Source organism: Kribbella sp. CA-253562 (assembly GCF_050942265.1).
In the GTDB taxonomy this organism is placed as follows: domain Bacteria; phylum Actinomycetota; class Actinomycetes; order Propionibacteriales; family Kribbellaceae; genus Kribbella.
In genome coordinates this window covers 1,091,536-1,110,422 of sequence record NZ_CP192049.1, presented here as the reverse complement: position 1 = coordinate 1,110,422, position 18,887 = coordinate 1,091,536, and the positions used below count along the sequence as shown (strand labels likewise).

Annotated in this window: 18 protein-coding genes; 12 read left to right on the top strand and 6 right to left on the bottom strand. The window is 68.7% G+C overall.

The genetic code is table 11. From position 1 onward, the window contains the following. Positions 1-136: 136 nt before the first annotated feature. The 6 genes from ACQPXM_RS05385 (at position 137) to ACQPXM_RS05360 (ending at position 5,748) form a co-directional block, all read left to right on the top strand. A complete protein-coding gene (locus ACQPXM_RS05385; RefSeq protein ID WP_432945370.1) occupies positions 137-436 on the top strand; it encodes a metal-sensitive transcriptional regulator in 300 nt (99 codons plus the stop codon). A gap of 34 nt (positions 437-470) precedes the next feature. Further along, positions 471-704, top strand: a complete 234-nt coding sequence (locus ACQPXM_RS05380) for a heavy-metal-associated domain-containing protein (protein WP_432945368.1) — start codon at positions 471-473, stop codon at positions 702-704. Further along, a complete protein-coding gene (locus tag ACQPXM_RS05375; RefSeq protein WP_432945366.1) occupies positions 701-1,732 on the top strand; it encodes a hypothetical protein in 1,032 nt (343 codons plus the stop codon). Before ACQPXM_RS05380 ends, ACQPXM_RS05375 begins: the two co-directional genes overlap by 4 nt. A gap of 12 nt (positions 1,733-1,744) precedes the next feature. After that, positions 1,745-3,994, top strand: a complete 2,250-nt coding sequence (locus ACQPXM_RS05370; protein ID WP_432945364.1) for a heavy metal translocating P-type ATPase — start codon at positions 1,745-1,747, stop codon at positions 3,992-3,994. A 130-nt stretch (positions 3,995-4,124) separates the two neighbouring features. Continuing rightward, a complete protein-coding gene (locus ACQPXM_RS05365) occupies positions 4,125-4,445 on the top strand; it encodes a helix-turn-helix domain-containing protein (RefSeq protein WP_432945362.1) in 321 nt (106 codons plus the stop codon). Continuing rightward, on the top strand, positions 4,438-5,748 hold the full coding sequence (locus tag ACQPXM_RS05360) for a type II toxin-antitoxin system HipA family toxin (protein ID WP_432945360.1): 1,311 nt from the start codon (positions 4,438-4,440) through the stop codon (positions 5,746-5,748). Before ACQPXM_RS05365 ends, ACQPXM_RS05360 begins: the two co-directional genes overlap by 8 nt. A gap of 57 nt (positions 5,749-5,805) precedes the next feature. On the opposite strand, the gene ACQPXM_RS05355 is transcribed toward ACQPXM_RS05360, so the two are convergent. From ACQPXM_RS05355 to ACQPXM_RS05330, 6 genes are all read right to left on the bottom strand, one after another. After that, positions 5,806-7,353 (bottom strand): glycoside hydrolase family 13 protein, encoded by a 1,548-nt coding sequence (locus ACQPXM_RS05355; protein WP_432945358.1) that lies wholly within the window; start codon positions 7,351-7,353, stop codon positions 5,806-5,808. Positions 7,354-7,380: 27 nt separating this feature from the next. Beyond that, complete coding sequence (locus ACQPXM_RS05350) at positions 7,381-8,349, bottom strand: carbohydrate ABC transporter permease (protein WP_432945356.1); 969 nt, start codon at positions 8,347-8,349, stop codon at positions 7,381-7,383. After that, the gene (locus ACQPXM_RS05345) at positions 8,346-9,275 is read right to left on the bottom strand and encodes a carbohydrate ABC transporter permease (protein WP_432945354.1); all 930 of its coding nucleotides are present in this window, start codon (positions 9,273-9,275) and stop codon (positions 8,346-8,348) included. The genes ACQPXM_RS05350 and ACQPXM_RS05345 overlap by 4 nt, the downstream gene beginning before the upstream one ends. Continuing rightward, positions 9,275-10,654 (bottom strand): ABC transporter substrate-binding protein, encoded by a 1,380-nt coding sequence (locus tag ACQPXM_RS05340; protein WP_432945352.1) that lies wholly within the window; start codon positions 10,652-10,654, stop codon positions 9,275-9,277. The genes ACQPXM_RS05345 and ACQPXM_RS05340 overlap by 1 nt, the downstream gene beginning before the upstream one ends. A gap of 234 nt (positions 10,655-10,888) precedes the next feature. Beyond that, entirely contained in the window at positions 10,889-11,620 is a 732-nt protein-coding gene (locus tag ACQPXM_RS05335; RefSeq protein WP_432945350.1) for a hypothetical protein, read from the bottom strand. 102 nt (positions 11,621-11,722) lie between these two features. Beyond that, on the bottom strand, positions 11,723-12,730 hold the full coding sequence (locus ACQPXM_RS05330) for a LacI family DNA-binding transcriptional regulator (RefSeq protein WP_077017395.1): 1,008 nt from the start codon (positions 12,728-12,730) through the stop codon (positions 11,723-11,725). A gap of 124 nt (positions 12,731-12,854) precedes the next feature. Between ACQPXM_RS05330 and ACQPXM_RS05325 the strand changes: the two genes are divergently transcribed. Genes ACQPXM_RS05325 through ACQPXM_RS05300 form a run of 6 tightly spaced genes read left to right on the top strand, consistent with a single transcriptional unit; the run spans position 12,855 to position 18,877 of the window. Next, positions 12,855-14,075 (top strand): DUF4032 domain-containing protein, encoded by a 1,221-nt coding sequence (locus ACQPXM_RS05325; RefSeq protein WP_432945348.1) that lies wholly within the window; start codon positions 12,855-12,857, stop codon positions 14,073-14,075. A gap of 57 nt (positions 14,076-14,132) precedes the next feature. After that, a complete protein-coding gene (locus tag ACQPXM_RS05320; RefSeq protein ID WP_432945346.1) occupies positions 14,133-14,639 on the top strand; it encodes a SigE family RNA polymerase sigma factor in 507 nt (168 codons plus the stop codon). After that, positions 14,636-15,754 carry a hypothetical protein gene (locus ACQPXM_RS05315; RefSeq protein WP_432945344.1) on the top strand — a complete coding sequence of 373 codons (1,119 nt, stop codon included), beginning with the start codon at positions 14,636-14,638 and terminating at the stop codon, positions 15,752-15,754. Before ACQPXM_RS05320 ends, ACQPXM_RS05315 begins: the two co-directional genes overlap by 4 nt. After that, positions 15,751-16,848 carry a hypothetical protein gene (locus ACQPXM_RS05310; protein WP_432945342.1) on the top strand — a complete coding sequence of 366 codons (1,098 nt, stop codon included), beginning with the start codon at positions 15,751-15,753 and terminating at the stop codon, positions 16,846-16,848. Before ACQPXM_RS05315 ends, ACQPXM_RS05310 begins: the two co-directional genes overlap by 4 nt. After that, complete coding sequence (locus ACQPXM_RS05305; protein WP_432945340.1) at positions 16,845-17,861, top strand: hypothetical protein; 1,017 nt, start codon at positions 16,845-16,847, stop codon at positions 17,859-17,861. The genes ACQPXM_RS05310 and ACQPXM_RS05305 overlap by 4 nt, the downstream gene beginning before the upstream one ends. Next, complete coding sequence (locus tag ACQPXM_RS05300; RefSeq protein ID WP_432945338.1) at positions 17,861-18,877, top strand: hypothetical protein; 1,017 nt, start codon at positions 17,861-17,863, stop codon at positions 18,875-18,877. Before ACQPXM_RS05305 ends, ACQPXM_RS05300 begins: the two co-directional genes overlap by 1 nt. Positions 18,878-18,887: the final 10 nt, after the last annotated feature.

Below are 18,887 nucleotides of genomic sequence, written 5' to 3'. Positions count from 1 at the left end.
GTCGACCCCTCCGGCCCGCTGGTGTGATTACCCCCACTGGGTATGCTCCAGGGGTTGCGCTCCGATACCCCAAGGGGGTAAGTTCTGGAGAGTCGAGATACCCCCTGGGGGTAGCAGTGAGGGAAGAGGGACCACGATGAGCGACCAGCCGACCGTGCACGGGTACACCAGCGAGAAGTCCAGCCACCTGAAGCGGCTGCGCCGGATCGAAGGACAGGTCCGCGGGCTGCAGCGGATGGTCGAGGAGGACAAGTACTGCATCGACATCCTGACCCAGGTGTCGGCGGCCACGAAGGCGCTGCAGTCGTTCTCGCTCGAGCTGCTCGAAGAGCACCTGTCGCACTGCGTGGTCGAGGCCGCTCAGCGGGGCGGTCCGGAGGCCGAGGAGAAGGTCCGCGAGGCCTCCGACGCGATCGCCCGCCTGGTCCGCAGCTGACCCACCCCCAGCAAACCTAGAAGGAGAACCAACGATGACGACCACCACCTACGCCGTCTCCGGGATGACCTGCGGCCACTGCACCGCCGCGGTCACCGAGGAGCTCAGCAAGCTGCCCGGCGTCCAGGACGTCAGCATCGACCTGAACGCCGGTGGCACCTCCGCCGTCCGGGTCACCAGCGAGTCGGCGCTCGACGAGACCGCCGTCCGCGACGCCGTCGACGAGGCGGGCTACGAGCTCGCCGGCACCCAGGGCGCGACGGCATGAGCCGGGCTGTCGCGCTCCGGCTCGGCGCGTTCGCCGGCGTACTGGCGCTGGCCTTCGCCGGCGCCTTCGCGATCGGCTCCGCGATCGACCCGATCGCGGCAGCCGAACCCGCCCAGGCCCCGGCCCAGGGCAAGGACGGCATGGGCGGAATGGACGGCATGACCGACCCGGCCTCGAATCCGTCCGAGCCGGCCGCCGGTCACGGCGAGGGACACGGCGACGAGGCGGACGCTCAGCCGCCCGGCCTCGCCGTGTCCCAGGCCGGCTACACGTTCGTCCCGGCGACCACGTTCTTCCAGCCGTCGCAGCAGACCCAGCTCCGGTTCACGATCCAGGGCCCGGACGGCAAGCCGGTCACGAAGTACACCAAGACGCACGAGAAGGACCTGCACCTGATCGTCGTCCGGCGGGACCTGTCCGGCTTCCACCACGTGCACCCGACGATGGCCGCCGACGGCACCTGGTCGATCCCGTTCACCTTCACCGCGGGCGGCACCTGGCGCCTGTACGCCGACTTCCAGCCGGCCGGCTACGACGACACCCTGACGCTCGGCACGGACGTCAACGTGTCCGGCCTCTACGTCCCGGTTCCGCTGAACGAGCCGGCCAGCGTGTTCAGCATCGACGGGTACGACGTGACGCTGGCCGGAAAGCCCGAAGCGGGCAAGGAGTCCGAGCTGACCTTTGCCGTCAGCAAGAACGGCAAGCCGGTCACCGACCTGCAGCCCTACCTCGGGGCCTTCGGCCACCTGGTCTCGCTGCGCGGCGGCGACCTGGCCTACCTGCACAACCACCCGGCCGAAGAGGCCAAGCCCGGCACGAAGGGCGGGCCGCAGATCACCTTCGGTACCACCTTCCCGACCGCCGGCACGTACTCGCTGTTCCTGGACTTCCAGCACGCCGGAACGGTGCGCACCGCCGAGTTCACCGTCAAGGTCGGCACCGACGGTACGGCGATCGTCCCGCCGAAGACGCTGCCGAGCAGCACCACCACCCCCGGCCACGCCACCACCCCGCACGGCCACTGAGAGGAGGCACTCATGACTACGCCAGAAACCGGGCAGTCCGTCGAACTGATCATCGGTGGCATGACCTGCGCCTCCTGTGCCGCCCGGGTCGAGAAGAAGCTGAACCGGATGGACGGCGTCACCGCGACGGTGAACTACTCCACCGAGAAGGCCAAGGTCACCTACGCCGACGGCATCACCACCGACGACCTGGTCGCCACCGTCGAGGCCACCGGCTACACCGCCGCGCTGCCGGCCCCGCCCGCCTCGGCCGACGCGGAGCAGGACGCCCCTGACGAGCTGAAGCCCTTGCGGGAAAGGCTCTACACCAGCATCGCGCTCGCCGTACCGGTGATTGCCCTGGGCATGATTCCGGCCCTGCAGTTCGACTTCTGGCAGTGGGCGTCGCTGACGCTCGCCGCGCCGGTGGTGACCTGGGCGGCCTGGCCGTTCCACAAAGCCGCCTGGACCAACCTGCGGCACGGCGCCGCGACGATGGACACGCTGATCTCGCTGGGCGTGGTCAGCTCGTTCCTGTGGTCGCTGTACGCGCTGTTCCTCGGCGGGGCCGGCGAGCCCGGGATGAAGATGCCGTTCACGCTGATCCCGTCCCGTGGCGGCGGCGCCGAGGAGATCTACCTCGAGGTCGCGGCCGGCGTCACGACGTTCATCCTGGCCGGCCGGTACTTCGAGGCGCGCGCCAAGCGTCGCTCCGGGGCCGCGCTGAGGGCCTTGATGGAGCTGGGCGCCAAGGACGTCGCCGTGCTGCGCGACGGCACCGAACGGCGGATCCCGGCCGACCAGCTGGTCGTCGGCGACGAGTTCGTCGTCCGGCCGGGCGAGAAGATCGCCACCGACGGCGTGATCGTCACCGGCAGCAGCGCGGTCGACGCGTCGATGCTGACCGGCGAGTCCGTGCCGGTCGAGGTCGGCGAGGGCGACGCGGTCGTCGGCGCCACCGTGAACGCGGGCGGCCGGCTCGTCGTCCGGGCCACCCGGATCGGCGCCGACACCCAGCTGGCGCAGATGGCCCGGCTGGTCGAGGACGCGCAGAACGGCAAGGCCGCCGTCCAGCGGCTGGCCGACCGGATCTCGGGCATCTTCGTCCCGATCGTGATCGGCCTGTCCCTGCTCACGCTCGGGTTCTGGCTGGGCAACGGTTCCGCGGTCGAGGTGGCGTTCACCGCCGCCGTCGCGGTGCTGATCATCGCCTGCCCGTGTGCGCTCGGGCTGGCCACGCCGACCGCGCTGATGGTCGGGACCGGCCGGGGTGCGCAGCTCGGCATCCTGATCAAGGGCCCGGAGGTGCTGGAGTCGACGCAGCGCATCGACACCGTCGTACTGGACAAGACGGGGACTGTGACGACCGGGCGGATGGAGCTGGTCGACGTACTGCTGGCCGATGGTGAGCAGCGAGCCGAGGTCCTGCGGCTGGCGGGCGCGCTGGAGGATTCCAGCGAGCACCCGATCGCCCAGGCCGTGGTCCAGGGCGCCACTGACGAGGTGGGCACGCTGCCGCCGGTCGAGGACTTCGGCAACGTCGAAGGCCTTGGTGTGCAGGGCATCGTCGACGGTCACGCCGTACTGGTCGGCCGAACGCGGTTGCTGGAGGACTGGAGTCAGTACCTGCCGGACGAGCTCGCGGAGGCCAAGCGGCACGCCGAGTCCGAGGGCAGTACGGCGGTCGCGGTCGGCTGGGACGGCAAGGCGCGGGCCGTGCTGGTCATCGCCGACACCGTGAAGCCGACCTCGGCGGAGGCGATCCGGCAGTTGCGCTCTCTGGGCCTCAAGCCGGTGCTGCTGACCGGCGACAACGAGGCGGTCGCCCGCAAGGTCGCCGCCGAGGTCGGGATCGACGAGGTGATCGCCGAGGTGCTGCCGGCCGACAAGGTCGACGCGGTGAAGAAGCTGCAGGACCAGGGCCGCGTGGTCGCAATGGTCGGCGACGGCGTGAACGACGCGGCCGCCCTGGCCCAGGCCGACCTCGGCCTGAGCATGGGGACCGGCACCGACGTCGCGATCGAGGCGAGCGACCTGACCCTGGTCCGCGGCGACCTCCGCTCGGCGGCGGACGCGATCCGGCTGGCCCGGCGTACGCTCGGCACGATCAAGGGCAACCTGTTCTGGGCCTTCGCCTACAACGTCGCCGCGATCCCGCTGGCCGCCGCCGGCCTGCTGAACCCGATGCTCGCCGGCGCGGCGATGGCGTTCAGCTCGGTCTTCGTCGTCACCAACAGCCTGCGCCTGCGCCGCTTCACCCCCCTCACGGAGCAGCCCCGCTGACAGCCACACTCAGTACTGATGTTGCCGTACGCCCACATTTAGAAAAGTGGTCGTACGGCAACATTAGCAATTGTGGCAGTACATCCACATTTGCTAATGTGGATGTACTGCCACATGAAGGGGTCGAACCATGCAGGTCCACACAGTCAGGGATCTGGGATCAGCGGTCCGGGAGGCACGGGCCAAACGGGGACTGACGCAGGTCGAACTGGCCCGCCGCGCGGGAGTGTCGCGCGAATGGCTGGTCCGTCTCGAGCAAGGTCATCCTCGATTGGAAGCTCAACTGGTGCTCGACACGCTGGAGGCGGCTGGGGTATCCCTGACGACAGAGGAGACCGACTCGAGTCGGCAGGACGAGACCGAAGCGGCCTGGGACCAGGTCTTCTCGAACCTTGCTGAGCGATCACCCGCAGACGAGGAGCCCGGTCCGGGACGGTTCAGCGATGGCTGAGGATCAGTTGGCGCTCTATCTGGACGGAGTTCTCACCGGAACCCTCCAGCAGAGTTCCCAGGGACGGCTCTCCTTCGTCTACGACGAGAGCTACCGAACGGCTCCCGCCTCCATCCCGCTGTCGCTGTCGATGCCGAAGGGCAGGACCACACACTCACACAGGTCGGTCCACTCCTTCATCTCCGGCCTGCTCCCGGACAGCCCGGCAGCTCTGCAGCGGATTGGCCGCAAATACGACGTCTCTGCGAACAACCCCTTCGCGCTGCTGAGAAACATCGGCCGGGACGCCGCCGGCGCCGTCCAGATCCTGCCCCTGGAGATCGCATCCGACGATGCGGCGAATCGCCAGGGTGACATCGATTGGATGGACGAGCAGGTCATGGACGAGACACTGGCCGAACTGGCCCGAAGCCCCGACACCTGGGATCCCGGCGAACGTGCAGGTCGATGGAGTCTGGCCGGAGCGCAGAGCAAGATCGCGCTCTTCCGCTCCCCCGAAGGACGCTGGGGCGTTCCCTGCGACTCGACGCCGACAACTCACATTCTCAAACCGTCGATGCCGAACTACCGAGGTCACCACCTGAACGAGCATCTCTGCCTCAGAGCAGCGCAGTTGTGTGACCTCCCCGCAGCGACCACGGAACTGCTGGCGAGCGACCGGTACGAAGTGCTGGTCTCCCACAGATACGACCGCATTCGTGACTCAACCGGACGGTGGCGTCGGCTGCACCAAGAAGACATCTGCCAGGCGCTTTCGATACCGCCGAGCAAGAAGTACCAATCCGACGGTGGGCCGGGCCTCCGGGAGATCGGCGATCTGCTCCTTGCCAGCGGTTCTGGCAAGGAACGACGCGAGAACCTGCGCAGGATGTTCGACTACGTGGTCTTCAATGTCGCGATCGCGGCGACAGACGCACACGCCAAGAACTTCTCCGTCCTGCTCAGCGCCCGTGCGGTGCGTCTCGCTCCTCTCTACGATGTCGCTTCGATCCTGCCCTACGACCAAGAACCTGGTTTGAGATCGGCCATGAAGATCGGCAGCACCTGGGAGATGGCTGCGGTCTCGGACAAGGACTGGGCCGTCGTGGGTCAGCGTCTCGGGCTCAGCAGCGACGAGTCGATCAGCCGAGCGCAGGCCGTCCGCAGACGCATCCCTGATGCCTTTCGTTCCGCAGCGAACGAGCGCCAGATCCCCGACGAGCTCACGGAACGGGCGAACTGGATCGCCGACCTCGTAGCAGCGCACGTACAGGGCCGGCGTAATCAGTGGGGCCAAATCGACGTCCCTCGACCTAGCAGTTGATGACGTACGACACCGCACGTGGGCGCCGGCGCGACCCACGTGCGGCGCTGTCTGCTACTAGCGGATCCAGGCGGTGGTGTCGGAAGGCAGGCGGCCTTCCTCCAGGGGGGAGCTGGTGAGCAGGATCTCGGTGTGGGTCGGGAGGTCGATCGGGTCCGTGGTGAGGTTGACGACGCAGGTCAGGCCTGAGTCGCGGTGGAAGGCGAGTACGCCGGGGGCGGAGTCGAGCCAGGTGAGCGTGCCGTCGCCGAGGTCGGTACGGCGGATCCGCAGGCCGTCGCGGTAGAGGGCGAGCATCGAGTTCTGGTCGGCCTGCTGGGACTCGACGGTGAGGTTCTTCCAGTCGGCGGGTTGCGGCAACCACGGCGTACCGGTGCCGAAGCCGAACGGCGGTTCCTGGCCGGACCACGGGATCGGGACCCGGCAGCCGTCGCGGCCGCGGTCGGTGCCGCCGGAGCGGGCGAAGATGGGGTCTTGCAGCAGTTCGTCGGGCAGATCCTCGACCTCGGGGAGGCCGAGTTCCTCGCCCTGGTAGACGTACAGGCCGCCGGGCAACGCCATCGCCAGCAGGGCGGCGGCGCGGGCCCGGCGTTCGCCGAGCACGAGGTCGGTCGGCATACCGTGCTTGCGGTCCTGGTGCGAGAACGACGTGTCCGGGCGGCCGTACTTGGTGACCGGGCGGGTGACGTCGTGGTTCGACAGCACCCAGGTCGGCGGCGCGCCGATCGGGACGTGCGTGGTCAGGGTCAGGTCGATCGACGCGCGCAACTCGTCGGCGTCCCACGGCCGGGACAGGAAGTCGAAGTTGAACGCGGTCTGCATCTCGTCCGGGCGCAGGTAGAGCGCGAACCGCTCCTGGTCCGGCATCCACATCTCCCCCACCAGGAACCGGCCCTGGTAGGAGTCGGTGATCGCGCGCCAGCCGCGGTACACCTCGTGCACCTCGTCGTGGTCGGTGTAGGACTCCTCGACGCTGTCCAGGTCCTTGAACAGTACGGCGGCGCTGTCGATCCGGATGCCGTCCACGCCGCGGTCCAGCCAGAACCGCAGGATGGCGTGGAACTCCTCGACCACCTCGGGGTTGCGCCAGTTGAAGTCCGGCTGCTCGGGAGCGAACAGGTGCAGGTACCACTCCCCGTCCGGTACCTGCGTCCAGGCCGGGCCGGCGAAGATCGACTGCCAGTCGTTCGGCGGCAGCCCGCCCTCGCGCCCCGGCCGGAACAGGAACCTCTCCCGCTCCGGCGACCCGGGACCGGCCGCCAGCGCCTGGACGAACCAGTCCTGCTGGTCGGATCCGTGGTTGGGCACGATGTCGATGATCGTCGCGATACCGAGCGCGTGGGCTTCCTCGATGTAGGCCTCGGCCTCGGCCAGCGTGCCGAAGCTCGGCTCGATCGCGCGGTAGTCGGCCACGTCGTACCCGCCGTCGGCCATCGGCGACGGGTACCACGGGTTCAGCCAGATCGCGTCGACGCCGAGATCGGCCAGGTAGGGCAGCTTGGCCCGCAGGCCGGCCAGGTCGCCGATCCCGTCACCGTTGCCGTCGGCAAAGCTCCGCAGGTACACCTGGTAGATCGCGGCTCCGCGCCACCATGTTTCCGACATGCCTTCTCCTTGGTGTGGGTGGTGGGATCAGCCCTTGAGGCTGCCGGCGGTCAGCCCCGCCATGATGCTGCGCTGGAACAGGAAAAAGACCAGAATGGTCGGCAGGCTGGCGATCACCAGCGACGCGATCAGCACGTTCTGTGGCATCTGGGCCGACAGCGACGCGATGCCGACGCTGATCGACATCTTGTCGGTCTCCGGCAGCACCAGCAGCGGCCAGACGAAGTCCTTCCAGACCGTGACCACCGACAGGATCGACACCACGCCGAGAATCGGCCGGGACACCGGCAGCACGATCGACCACAGGATCCGGACCGGCGAGGCGCCGTCGATCTCGGCCGCCTCCAGCAGTTCGCGCGGGATCGAGTCGAAGAACCGCTTGAGCAGGAAGATGAAGAACCCGTTCGCGGCGGCCGGCAGCCAGATCGCCCACGGGGTGTTGAGCAGGTTGAACCCGAAGATCGGCACGTCCTTGGCGACCAGGTACGTCGGCAGCAGCAGCACCATCGGCGGGATCATCAGCGTGGCCAGCATCAGGCCGAGGATCAGCTTGCCGAACAGCGGCCGCAGCTTCGACAACGCGTACGCCGCGGTCACGTCGATCGCCAGCGTGAACAGCCACGCGCCGCCGGCGTACAGGGCGGTGTTGCGCAGGAAGACGCCGAGCTGCAGCTGGTTCCACGCCTCGGCGTAGACGCCGAAGTCGTACTCCTTGGGGAAGAAGCTCGGCGGGATCTGCGCGAGCTCGTCCGGCGACTTCAGCGCGCCGGTCACCATCCAGTACAGCGGGAACACGAAGGCCAGCGTGAAGCCGATCACCACGACGACCAGGACGGTCCAGTAGACCAGCTTGCCGTGCCAGCTCCGCAGCGACAGCGGGGAGACCAGGGTCCGGGTCTCGTACGCCGTGCCCTTGCGCCGCTTCTTTCTCGGCTGCGCAGCCGGCTCGGAAGTGGTTGCCGGGAGCACCGGTTGTGGTTGCAGTGTCGTTGTCATCGGCCACCTTCGTTGTCACGCGAGACGCGCAGGTAGAACGCGGAGAAGACGATCAGCACGACCATCAGCATCAGGCCGAGCGCACCACCGCCGCCGAAGTCACCGAAGTTGAAGGCGTACTGGTACATCAGGTAGGCCACGGTGACGGTCGCGTTCTCCGGTCCGCCACCGGTCAGCAGGTACGGCTCGATGAACACCTGCATGGTGGCGACGATCTGGAGCAGCAGCATCACCAGCAGGATCAGCTTGGTCTGCGGCACGGTGACGTGCCAGACCCGGCGGAACAGGCCGGCGCCGTCCAGCTCGGCGGACTCGTAGAGGTCGCCAGGGATGGACTGCAGGGCAGCCAGGTAGATCAGCGTGCCGGTGCCGAGGTTCATCCAGGTCGAGACGATCACCAGCGAGATCAGCGCCGTACTGGTCGAGTCGAGCCAGGCCAGCGGCGGGATGCGGAAGACGTCGAGGATCTGGTTGAACAGGCCCGCGCCCGGGTCGTAGAACCACTTGAACAGCAGCACCCCGACCGCCGGGGGCAGCATCACCGGCAGATAGACGACGAACCGCAGGTACGCCTTGGCGTGCCGCAGCTCGTTGAGCACGACGGCGAGCACGAACGGGATCACGTAGCCGACCACCAGGGCCAGCCCGCTGAACGCCGCGGTGTTCAGCCAGGCGGACCGGAACGCCGGGTCGGCGAACACGGTCCGGAAGTTGTCCAGCCCGACCCACTGCGGCGGGTCGACGAAGTTGGTCTGCTGAAAACTCAGCACGATCTCCCGGATCATCGGGTACCAGGAGAAGAAGGCGAAACAGATCAGCGCCCCGCACAGGAACCCGTACGCCGTGAGGTTCCGGCCGACCGCGCGGCGCGCCGCTCCCTGCTCGAGGGAACGGCGCACCGGCGGTCTGGCGGTCGTTGAGGCCATCAGGTGTTCTTGGCGAGGATCTTGTTCGCCTTGCCCTCGGCGTCGGCCAGCAGCTTGTCGATGTCGGCGTCCTTGCGGGTCAGCACGGCCGACATGGCGACGTCGAGCACGGCGTACAGCTCCTGCGCCTTCGGCGGCTCGAGCTTGTTGGTGATGCTCGCCTGCGCGTTCACGTACGGCGTGAAGTGCTCGACCGGCACGGTGGCGAACTTCTTCCGCAGCTCGGTGATCTGCTTGCCCGGCGCGCTGTCGCCGTACAGGTCCGGGATCGGCAGGCCGACCGGACGGCCCTGGGCCTTGGCGCGCTCGTAGTTGAACTGGCCCTCACCAGGGGTGAGTTCGTGGAACTCGAGCCAGAGCAGGCCGGCCTTGATCTTGTCCGGCGACGCCTTCGGGTTGAACATGTAGCCGTCACCACCGGACAGCGAGGCCTTGCCCTCGGACTCCGGCACCGCGGTCACGCCGTAGTCCTCGAACTTGCCCTGGAAGTCGTTGTTCACCGACTGCACGACGTCCGGCGCGCCGATCATCATGCCGAGCTTGCCCGAGCCCATCATGCGCATCAGGTCCTCCCACTGCAGCAACTGCTTGCTGCCCATGGAGTTGTCGTTCCAGCGCATCTGCTTGAGGTTCTCCAGCACGGCCTTGCCCTCGGCGCTGTTGAACGCCGCGCTCTTGCCGTCCTCGCTGACCATCGAGCCGCCGCGGGCGTACAGCGAGGCGGCGAAGTGCCAGCCGCCGGTGTTGCCGGCGGAGTACTCACCGAAGCCGACGTAGCCGGCGCCGAGGCCCGCGATCTTCTTCGCGGCCTGCTGGACCTCGGCCCAGGTCTTCGGCGGGGCGTCGGGGTCGAGGCCGGCCTGGGTGAAGAGCTTGCGGTTGTAGACCAGGCCCATGTTGTAGTTGTTCCGCGGGACGCCGTAGGTCTTGTCGCCGTCCTTGAACACGCCCTGCACGTCCGGGCGGACGTCCTTGAGCGCCTTCACGCTGCCGACGTACTCGGAGATGTCGGCGGCCTGCTTGGCCTTGATGATCTTCTGGACGTCGGTGTAGTAGACGTAGAAGACGTCCTCCTGGGTGCCGCCGGCCAGCTTGGCCTGGAAGGTGTCGGGGTTGATGCAGGGGAAGGCGTCCTTGCTCTCGATCGTGATGTTCGGGTGCAGCTTCTGGAACTCCGCGACGTCCTCGTCCCAGCCGGCCCGTTCCTTCGGGTTGCTCTTCGGCGGCTGGCAGCCGACGGTGATCGTCACCTTCTGGTCGGCGCCGCCGGAACTCTGCGCGGCCGGTTCGTCGTCCCCCGATCCGCAGGACGCGGCTGTCAGCCCCAGTCCCGCCACGAGCAACAGGCCGAGTGCCCTGCGGTGGCTCGTTGTCCTCATCGATCTGCCCTTCTCGAAACGGCCGAGGGCGAGTCCCGCCCCTTGATGTGGTCCGTACCGTAGGCAACCTGACCGGATCAGCGCAATACTTCGATCACTAGTTGCAAAAAAGAGACTTTCGAGCGGAACTGCTGGGTAGAGCAAAGGGATGGAGCGAATCGCAGCCGCTCCATCCCTTGGTGATCAGGCGCTCACAGCGCGTCGTCGTCGACACCGCGCTGTTGTCCGCCGTTGTCAGTCGCGCTCGACGACGACCTCGTCGGCGCCGATCTCGATCGGTGCCCAGCTGCGGTCGGCGGTGCCGTCCTCGGCGCGCAGGTGCACCACGCGCTTGCGGTAGAAAACCAGACCGTCGACGGTCACCGGGTCGTGCACGTAGTGCGCGATCGGAGCGTCGCCGGTGACCTCGGGCGCGTAGTCCATCCGGCGCAGCAGGAACCGGTCGTCGTAGTAGAAGGTCTGCTCGGAGTTGTGGTTGGGCAGGTTCGCGGGGAAGGTCACCCGCAGCCGGCGCCAGGTCTCGTCACCCTCCTGCCACGGCTCGATCTCCTCGGCGTGCACGCCGGGGTAGGTGAACAGGAACGGCTCGACGAAGTAGTTCCAGTTCGCGGTGGCGGTGAAGTAGGCCAGCTGCACCCGGTCCCACTTGGCCTCCGGCGTGTACTCCGGGTACGTCGGCCGCGGGTCGTCCGACTTGCCGAGCACGGAGCCGTCGGCGGCGACGACCCGGACCAGCTCGGGCGCACTCTCGTACGTCGCGACCTCGTCCTCGCCGACGAAGGGGGTCAGCCGGGTGCGCTCGTGACGGGCGTCGACTGACAACGTCTGCTGCCGGCGGATCCCGGGCCAGCCGACGCCGTCCCAGAACGGGCCGTCCAGGGACAGCTTCACGGTCAGGCCCTTGACGGTGGACCAGTTGCCGAGGCCGCCGTGGGCCTCGAGGACCTTGGTCAGCAGTTCGTTCATCACAGTTTCCCTTCGCTCGCAAAATGACCGGTCGTCTTAACAATCGCGCAGTGAAGGGCTTCTATTCCTCAGGACGGCTCGACGCGTTGAGCCTCGGGCGGCTCAGGCGGGGACGGCGGCGGTCTTCAGGCGGGCGGTCGAGGCGCGGACCACCAGTTCGGGCTCGAAGAGCAGTTCGTCGGCGGGGACCGAGGCGCGCTCGATCAGCGCGACCAGCATGTCGACAGCCGCCCGGCCCATCGCGTCGATCGGCTGGCGGACGGTGGTCAGCGGCGGGTCGGTGCAGTTCATCATCGCCGAGTCGTCGTACCCGATCACCGAGACGTCGTCGGGCACCTGCAGTCCGGCCCGGCGGACCGCGCGGATCGCGCCGAGGGCGAGGATGTCGCTGGCGCAGACGATGCCGGTGACGCCGTGCTTGACCAGCCGGGTCGCGGCCGCGTGGCCGCCCTCCAGCGAGAACATGGTGTGCTCGACCAGCGACGGATCCGCCTCGGGCGAGCCCATGAACGCCTCGAGCTTGCGCCGCGACGGGATGTGGTCGCGCGGACCGAGCACGAGCCCGATCTTCTGGTGCCCGAGCGCGCGCAGGTGCCCGATCGCCATCTCGGCGGCGACGAAGTCGTCGGACGAGACCTGCGGGAAGCCCAGGTGGTCGACCGCGGCGTTGACCAGCACGGTCGGCAGCCGGCGTTCCTGGATCAGCTCGTAGTGCGCGTGCGGCGCGTCGGCCTGGGCGTAGAACCCACCGGCGAACACCACCCCGGAGACCTGCTGCTGGAGCAGCAGATCGACGTAGTCGGCCTCGGACACGCCGCCGACCGTCCGGGTGCACAGCAAGGAGGTGAAACCTTGCTGCGCGAGCGCGCCGCCGACCACTTCGGCGAACGCCGGGAAGATCGGGTTCTGCAGCTCGGGCAGCACCAGGCCGACAAGTCTTGCGCGATCGCCGCGCAGCTGGGTCGGCCGCTCGTAGCCGAGCACGTCGAGCGCGGTGAGCACCGCTTCCCGGGTCGCCTCGGACACGCCGGGCTTGCCGTTCAGCACCCGGCTCACGGTCGCCTCACTGACGCCGACCTTCTTCGCCACCTCAGCAAGTCGTCGAGTCATGACGCAAACTCTACGCCACATTCCGCAAGTATTTGCGTTCACTTGCGTTCGAACCGCTGCCGATCTCCGTCTCGCCCAACTGCGGGCTCGACCTTCCCCCCGGCGGAACTGACACACTGGTGCCGTGCCTCGTTTTGTCGCCACCCGCCCGGACACCGGTCTGCTCGCACTGCCTTGGGACGTCCCGCTGGAGGACTGGCCCGAGGACCAGCTGGTCGCGCTGCCGCGCGGTATCTCCCGGCACGTGGTCCGCTTCGTCCGGGTGAACGGCAGCGTCTACGCGATCAAGGAGGTGATGGAGCACCTCGCCATGCACGAGTACCGGCTGCTGCGCGACCTCGAGCGGCTCGACTCCCCCTCGGTCGAACCGGTCGGCGTGATCACCGACCGGTTGGACAAGAACGGCGAACCGCTCGACTCGATCCTGGTCACCCGCCACCTGCAGTTCTCCCTGCCGTACCGGGCGTTGTTCTCCAGCACACTCCGGCCGGACACCGTGAACCGGCTGATCGACGCGCTGGTCGCGCTGATCGTCCGGCTGCACCTGCTCGGCTTCTTCTGGGGCGACTGCTCGCTGTCGAACACGCTGTTCCGCCGCGACGCGGGCGCCTTCGCGGCGTACCTGGTCGACGCCGAGACCGGCGAGCTGCACCAGGACATCTCCGACGGCCAGCGCGCGCACGACCTCTACACGGCGGAGATCAACCTGTTCGGCGAGTTCCTCGACCTGCAGGAAGGCGGCCTGCTCGACGCCGACATCGACCCGCAGGAGACCGTCAAGTCGATCAACGACCGGTACGAAGCGCTGTGGGCCGAGCTGACCGCGCCGGAGGAGTTCGCCACCGACGAGATGCACCGGCTGGACTCGCGGATCCGGCGGCTGAACGAGCTCGGCTTCGACGTCGCCGAGATCGACATCATCACCGACTGGGACGGCAGCCAGGTCCGGATCCAGCCGAAGGTCGTCGACGCCGGTCACCACTCCCGCCGGCTGCTGCGGCTGACCGGCCTGGACGTCGAGGAGAACCAGGCCCGCCGGCTGCTCAACGACCTCGACTCGTACGCCGCCGCGACCGACCAGCAGAACGAGGACGAGGAGATCGTCGCGCACCAGTGGCTGACCGACGTGTTCGAGCCGGTGGTCCGCTCGGTCCCGCGCGACCTGAACCGCAAGCTGGAGCCCGCCGAGGTGTTCCACGAGGTGCTCGAGCACCGCTGGTTCCTGTCCGAGCAGGCCGGCCACGAGGTCGACACGATGCAGGCCGCCCGCTCGTACGTCGACGACGTACTGCGCGCCAAGCCCGACGAGAAACTCGCTCTGCCGACGGCGCCGCCGGGCGATTAGTCCTCGGGTGCAACGTCTGGTCCCTCTGCGGCGTGGTTAGGACGTGGGAGGGACCAGATGACAACCGACGACGGACCGCCGGACTTCGACACCTGGGTGTCGCACCGAGGTGCCGGTCTGCTGCGTTTCGCCTACCTGGTCACCCGTGACCGCGGCCGGGCCGAGGAAGCGGTCCAGGACGCGCTGATCGCGGCGTACCCGCGCTGGTCGAGGATCGGCGCCGACCCGGACGCCTACGTCCGGCGCTGCATCGTCAACGCCGACATCTCCCGCTGGCGCCGCTTCTTCCGCCGCGAGACCCCGGTCGACGACCCGACCACGCTGAGCCCCCTCGTCGGCGGGCCCGACCATGCCGCCTCGCACGCCGACGCCGACGCGGTCTGGCAGCTGTGCGCGTCACTGCCCACCCGGCAGCGCGCTGCCGTCGTACTGCGGTACTACGAAGGCCTTCCGGACGCCCAGATCGCCGAGATCCTCGGCTGTACGGCGGGCACGGTCCGTTCCCAGATCCACCGCGCCCTCGGTTCCCTGCGCGCGACGCTCAAGGAGGTCGACCAGCTGTGAACGACCCGACCGAAGACCTCGCGACCGGCGCGCTGCTGACCCGCGCGCTGTCGACGTACGCCGACTCGGCACCCACCGACCACGATGCCCTGCTCGCAACCGTCCACCACCGCCTGCGCCGACGCCGCCGGGCGCGCGCCGCCGGAGCCGGGGTCCTCGCCTGTACGGCGGTCGCCGCCGGCGTCACTGGCGTCGGGGTGCTTCGGGACGGGCCGATTCCGGCTGCTGGACCATCCGTTCCTGCGTCGGCTCATGCCGAGGGGTCCAAGTTCACGACGTACGAAGGCTGGCGCTGGGAGTCGTACGGCACCGTCCAGGTGCAGGTCCCCGACAGCTGGACGGACACTTCCTACAGTCACCTCTGGAGCTGTGGTCCGATCATCCGCTCGTCCGAGGATGTGCCGAAGACACCGCAGGTCGGCCGCCCGCTGCGTGGCTCCGTACCGATGATCGGCTGCCCGGAGGTTCCGGAGCTGGCCGAGCGCGTGCCGCACCTGTGGTTCGGCGAGGTGAACCGATCGCCCGGTGTGTACCGCTACGACCATGGCTGGCTGGAGGAGGTCCGGGTTGTCGGCGGCGTCCATTTGAGTGCCTTTGGCAACGACCCGGCGGTACTGAAGCGCATCCTGGACTCCGCGCAACCGATCGACGGGAAGGATGCCTACGGCTGCTCGCCAAAGGCGCCGCCCGTGGTGGGCGAGGGCAGGCGGCCCACCGGTCCCGGGCTGGGAGGCATCGGCGAGGTCGAGTCGATCCGGCTCTGTGGGTACGGCATCGACGGTCTGCCACGGGAAGCCCGACTGCTCGCCGGTGGCGAGATCCCCGGCGCCGAGGCACGGCAGTTGGTCGCCGCGCTTCGGGCGGCGCCGGCCGGAACTGGCCCGAACCACGAGTACCACTGCGAGTCCGCGCGATTCCGCGACGACCTGTTGATCACCGTGCGCGGCAGCATCGGAGAGCAGGAGGTGTCGGTCCGCTACAACTCCTGCAACCACAACGGCACCGATGACGGCACCACCGCTCGGCAACTGACGCGGGACGCGCTGCTTCCGCTGGTCAGGGCGCTCTACACGCCGCGGATGAAGCCGATGATCACGGAGAGGCTGCCCCGATGAACGATCCGGCCGAGACCCTGGTCACCCGAAGCCTTGCCTCGCACGCCGCCGAGGCACCGTCCGACACAACCTTGCTCGGTACCGTCCACCGCCGGCTGCGGCGACGGCGGCGTACGCGCGCGGCCGGCGTCGTCGTACTGGCGTGTGCGGCGGTGATCGTGGCGGCTGCTGGGGTCCAGTCGCTGACCCGGCCGGAGGATTCCGGGCCGACCGCGTCGCTGGCACAACCGCCTCCGGGCTGGCACTGGGAGTCGTACGCGAACGTCGAGGTCCAGGTGCCCGACCAGTGGGCGGAGATCAACGCGGATCACCTGATGACGTGCCCGTCCAAGAAGCCCCGGTGGGACGGCTGGGTCGGGCGGCCGAGCATGCTGCCGGGCCTGTCGATGGGCTGCCCGGTCGCCGTCCGGGGTTCTGCGTCCGTGGGAGAACCGGCAGACCGCGTGCCGTACGTGTTGTTCGACTTCAACGCCGCGCCAGGCGTGACGCAGTACGACGCCGGCTGGACGAAGGAGGTCCGGGCGGTGGGGGCGCTGAAGGTCGAGGTGTTCGGGACCGACGCCGCGGTCCGTGCACGGGTACTCGACTCGGCCCGGACGATCGACGGAGTCGACAGCCGCGGGTGCGCTCCGACGCATCCGGCAGCGACGAAACCGTCGTTCCGACCGGCCGGCGAAGGCCTTGCCGCGATCGGAACGGCCGAGTCGATCCGGATCTGCGCCTACCGAACCGAGGCGATGTTGAAGGTGCCACCGTTGCTCGCGAGCGCCGAGCTGACCGGCGAGCAAGCCCGCGAGGTCGGCGCCGCTCTGCTGAGCGCACCGGGTCCAGATGGCCCTGCGACCACCAAGAGCGGGAAAGTGGCTACCGCGGACAGCAAATGCATCAGAGGTGACGAGGAGATCCTCGTCCTGCACGTCCACGGCAACCGCGGCGACCAGGAGGTCGTCGTACGGCTGAACGGGTGTGGACCGTTCGACACCGATGACGGCCGGACGTTCCGGAGTCTCACCAAGGCGTCGGTCGGACCGCTGGTCACCGCCGTCGGACGCCCCGAGGACCGCGGGCCGTTCCTGACCAACCTCCTGAAATGAGGTTCACCATGCGCGGAATAGCAGTCGCAGCCCTGGCCGCCGTCGGCGTCGCGGCGCTGGTGGTCGGCGGAAATGTCGTGCTCGGCCAGGGCAGGACCGTGATCGGGTTCCAGGCCTCGGAGACCTCGCCGTTGGAGCCGGGATGGCGGTGGGAGACCCACCAGATTGTCCAGGTCCAGGTGCCCGACAGTTGGAAGCGATCGGTGGGGGTCGGGCTGAAGTCGAGTTGCGGTCTGGACACGGTGGAGCCGAACCCGATCGTCCGGCGCCCAGGCGGCGCGGTCGTCAAGAGTCTTCATGTCTGCCCGACGCCGAAGCCGAAACAGCGGCACGTCTCACCGTCGCTCGAGTTCGCCGGCGACCGCCCCGGAATCGTCCGGTACGCCGACGGCTGGACCAAGGAGACCCGGCGGTTCGGCCCGCAGCTGATCACGGTGACGAGTGCCGACGACGCCTTGCGGGCCAGGATCTTCGCCACCGCCGCAGTCATTATTGTTGCTGATGGCAACGGTTGCGAGCCGGCGTCGCCGATCGCGCGCAACGAGATCCTGCGACCGCCGGCGCAGGGCGGACTGACCACCGTCGGCGCCGTCGAGTCGGTCGGCGTCTGCCGGTACGAGCACCCACGCGGAACCCCGCCGCGATCCGACGGAGCGCCGTACGAGCTCGCGCTGCAGGCCAGTTCCCGGCTGACCGGTGACGTCGCGCGGCAGCTGGTCCGCGATCTGGTCGCCGCACCGCCCGGCACCGGCCCGACGGTGACCGATCAGCGGGTCTGTGCCGACGATCCTGGCGGCGAGATCATCATCCTGCGGGTCGAGGGTTCCGAGCACGACCAGGACGTCATCTACCGGTACGCCGGCTGCAAGCACAACGGCACCGACGACGGCGCCACGCTGCGCCGGGCGACGTCCGCGACGGCCAAGGTGGTCTTCGCAGGCGTTCATCAACCCGACGGGTACGGCAACGTCCTCACCCAACTGCTCATCGGCCGGCCGGGACCGGTGCTGTGATGAGGCCACTCGGGAAGACCGTTGCCGTTGCACTCGCTGTGGTTGGTGTCGTCAGCTTGGTGCTCGGCGGGTCGGCGCTGGCCGGCGAGCTGCGTACCGGCGCTGGAGCGGGCGGGGGCGCCGGCCCAGGAGTGCCGAGCGCGGCTCCCGAGGTCGAGGCTGACCAGCCCGATCCCGGCTGGAGGTGGGAGTCGTACCGGACCGTCAAGGTGCAGGTGCCTGACAATTGGGAGGACTCGTCGTACTCGCATCTGTGGACCTGTGGGAACCGGAAAGGACGACCGAGCGGGATCAGCAAGGGACCGCTGGTCGGGCGGCCCTACCGGGGACCGGTCTTCGCGATGGACTGTGGCCCGGTCTCGCCGCTGGCCGAGCGGGTTCCGCATCTGTGGTTCGGCGAGAGCGATGTGAAGCCTGGAATCACGCGGTTCGACCATGGCTGGGCCTCGGAGGTCCGGGTCGTCGATGGAGTCGCGTTGACGGTGTTCGGCAACGACGCAGCGTTGCGCCGGCGGATCCTGGACTCCGCGGAACCGATCGGCGGTACGACGGACCCGAACGGCTGCGCGATCGCCCGGCCCGCCGTACTGGCCGACGGGCAGCGGCCAACTGGTCCGGGATTGTCCGCGATCGGTGAGGTGGGTTCTATCCGGGTATGCGCCTACAGCTACGGCACGCCGAGCGAACCCAGCACCTTCCAGGCCGGGCACGTGATCTCCGGCGATGCCGCACGGCAACTGGGTGACGCGCTGCGCGCAGCGCCGCCGGGCGTCGGACCGGACATGGGCGCCTCCAACTGCGAGCAGTCCTCGCAACGCGACGACTTGCTGGTGACGGTGCGCGGCGAAAACGGCGAACAGGAAGTTCTCGTGCGCTACGCCACCTGCCGCTCGAACGGCACCGACGACGGGACCACGCTGCGGCGGCTCACCACGGACACGCTGGTGCCGCTGAGCAAGGTGCTGTACGCCGCGTTCCCGGTGCTGCCGATCCTCCGCGACCTGGCCGGACGATGATCGGCCGTCG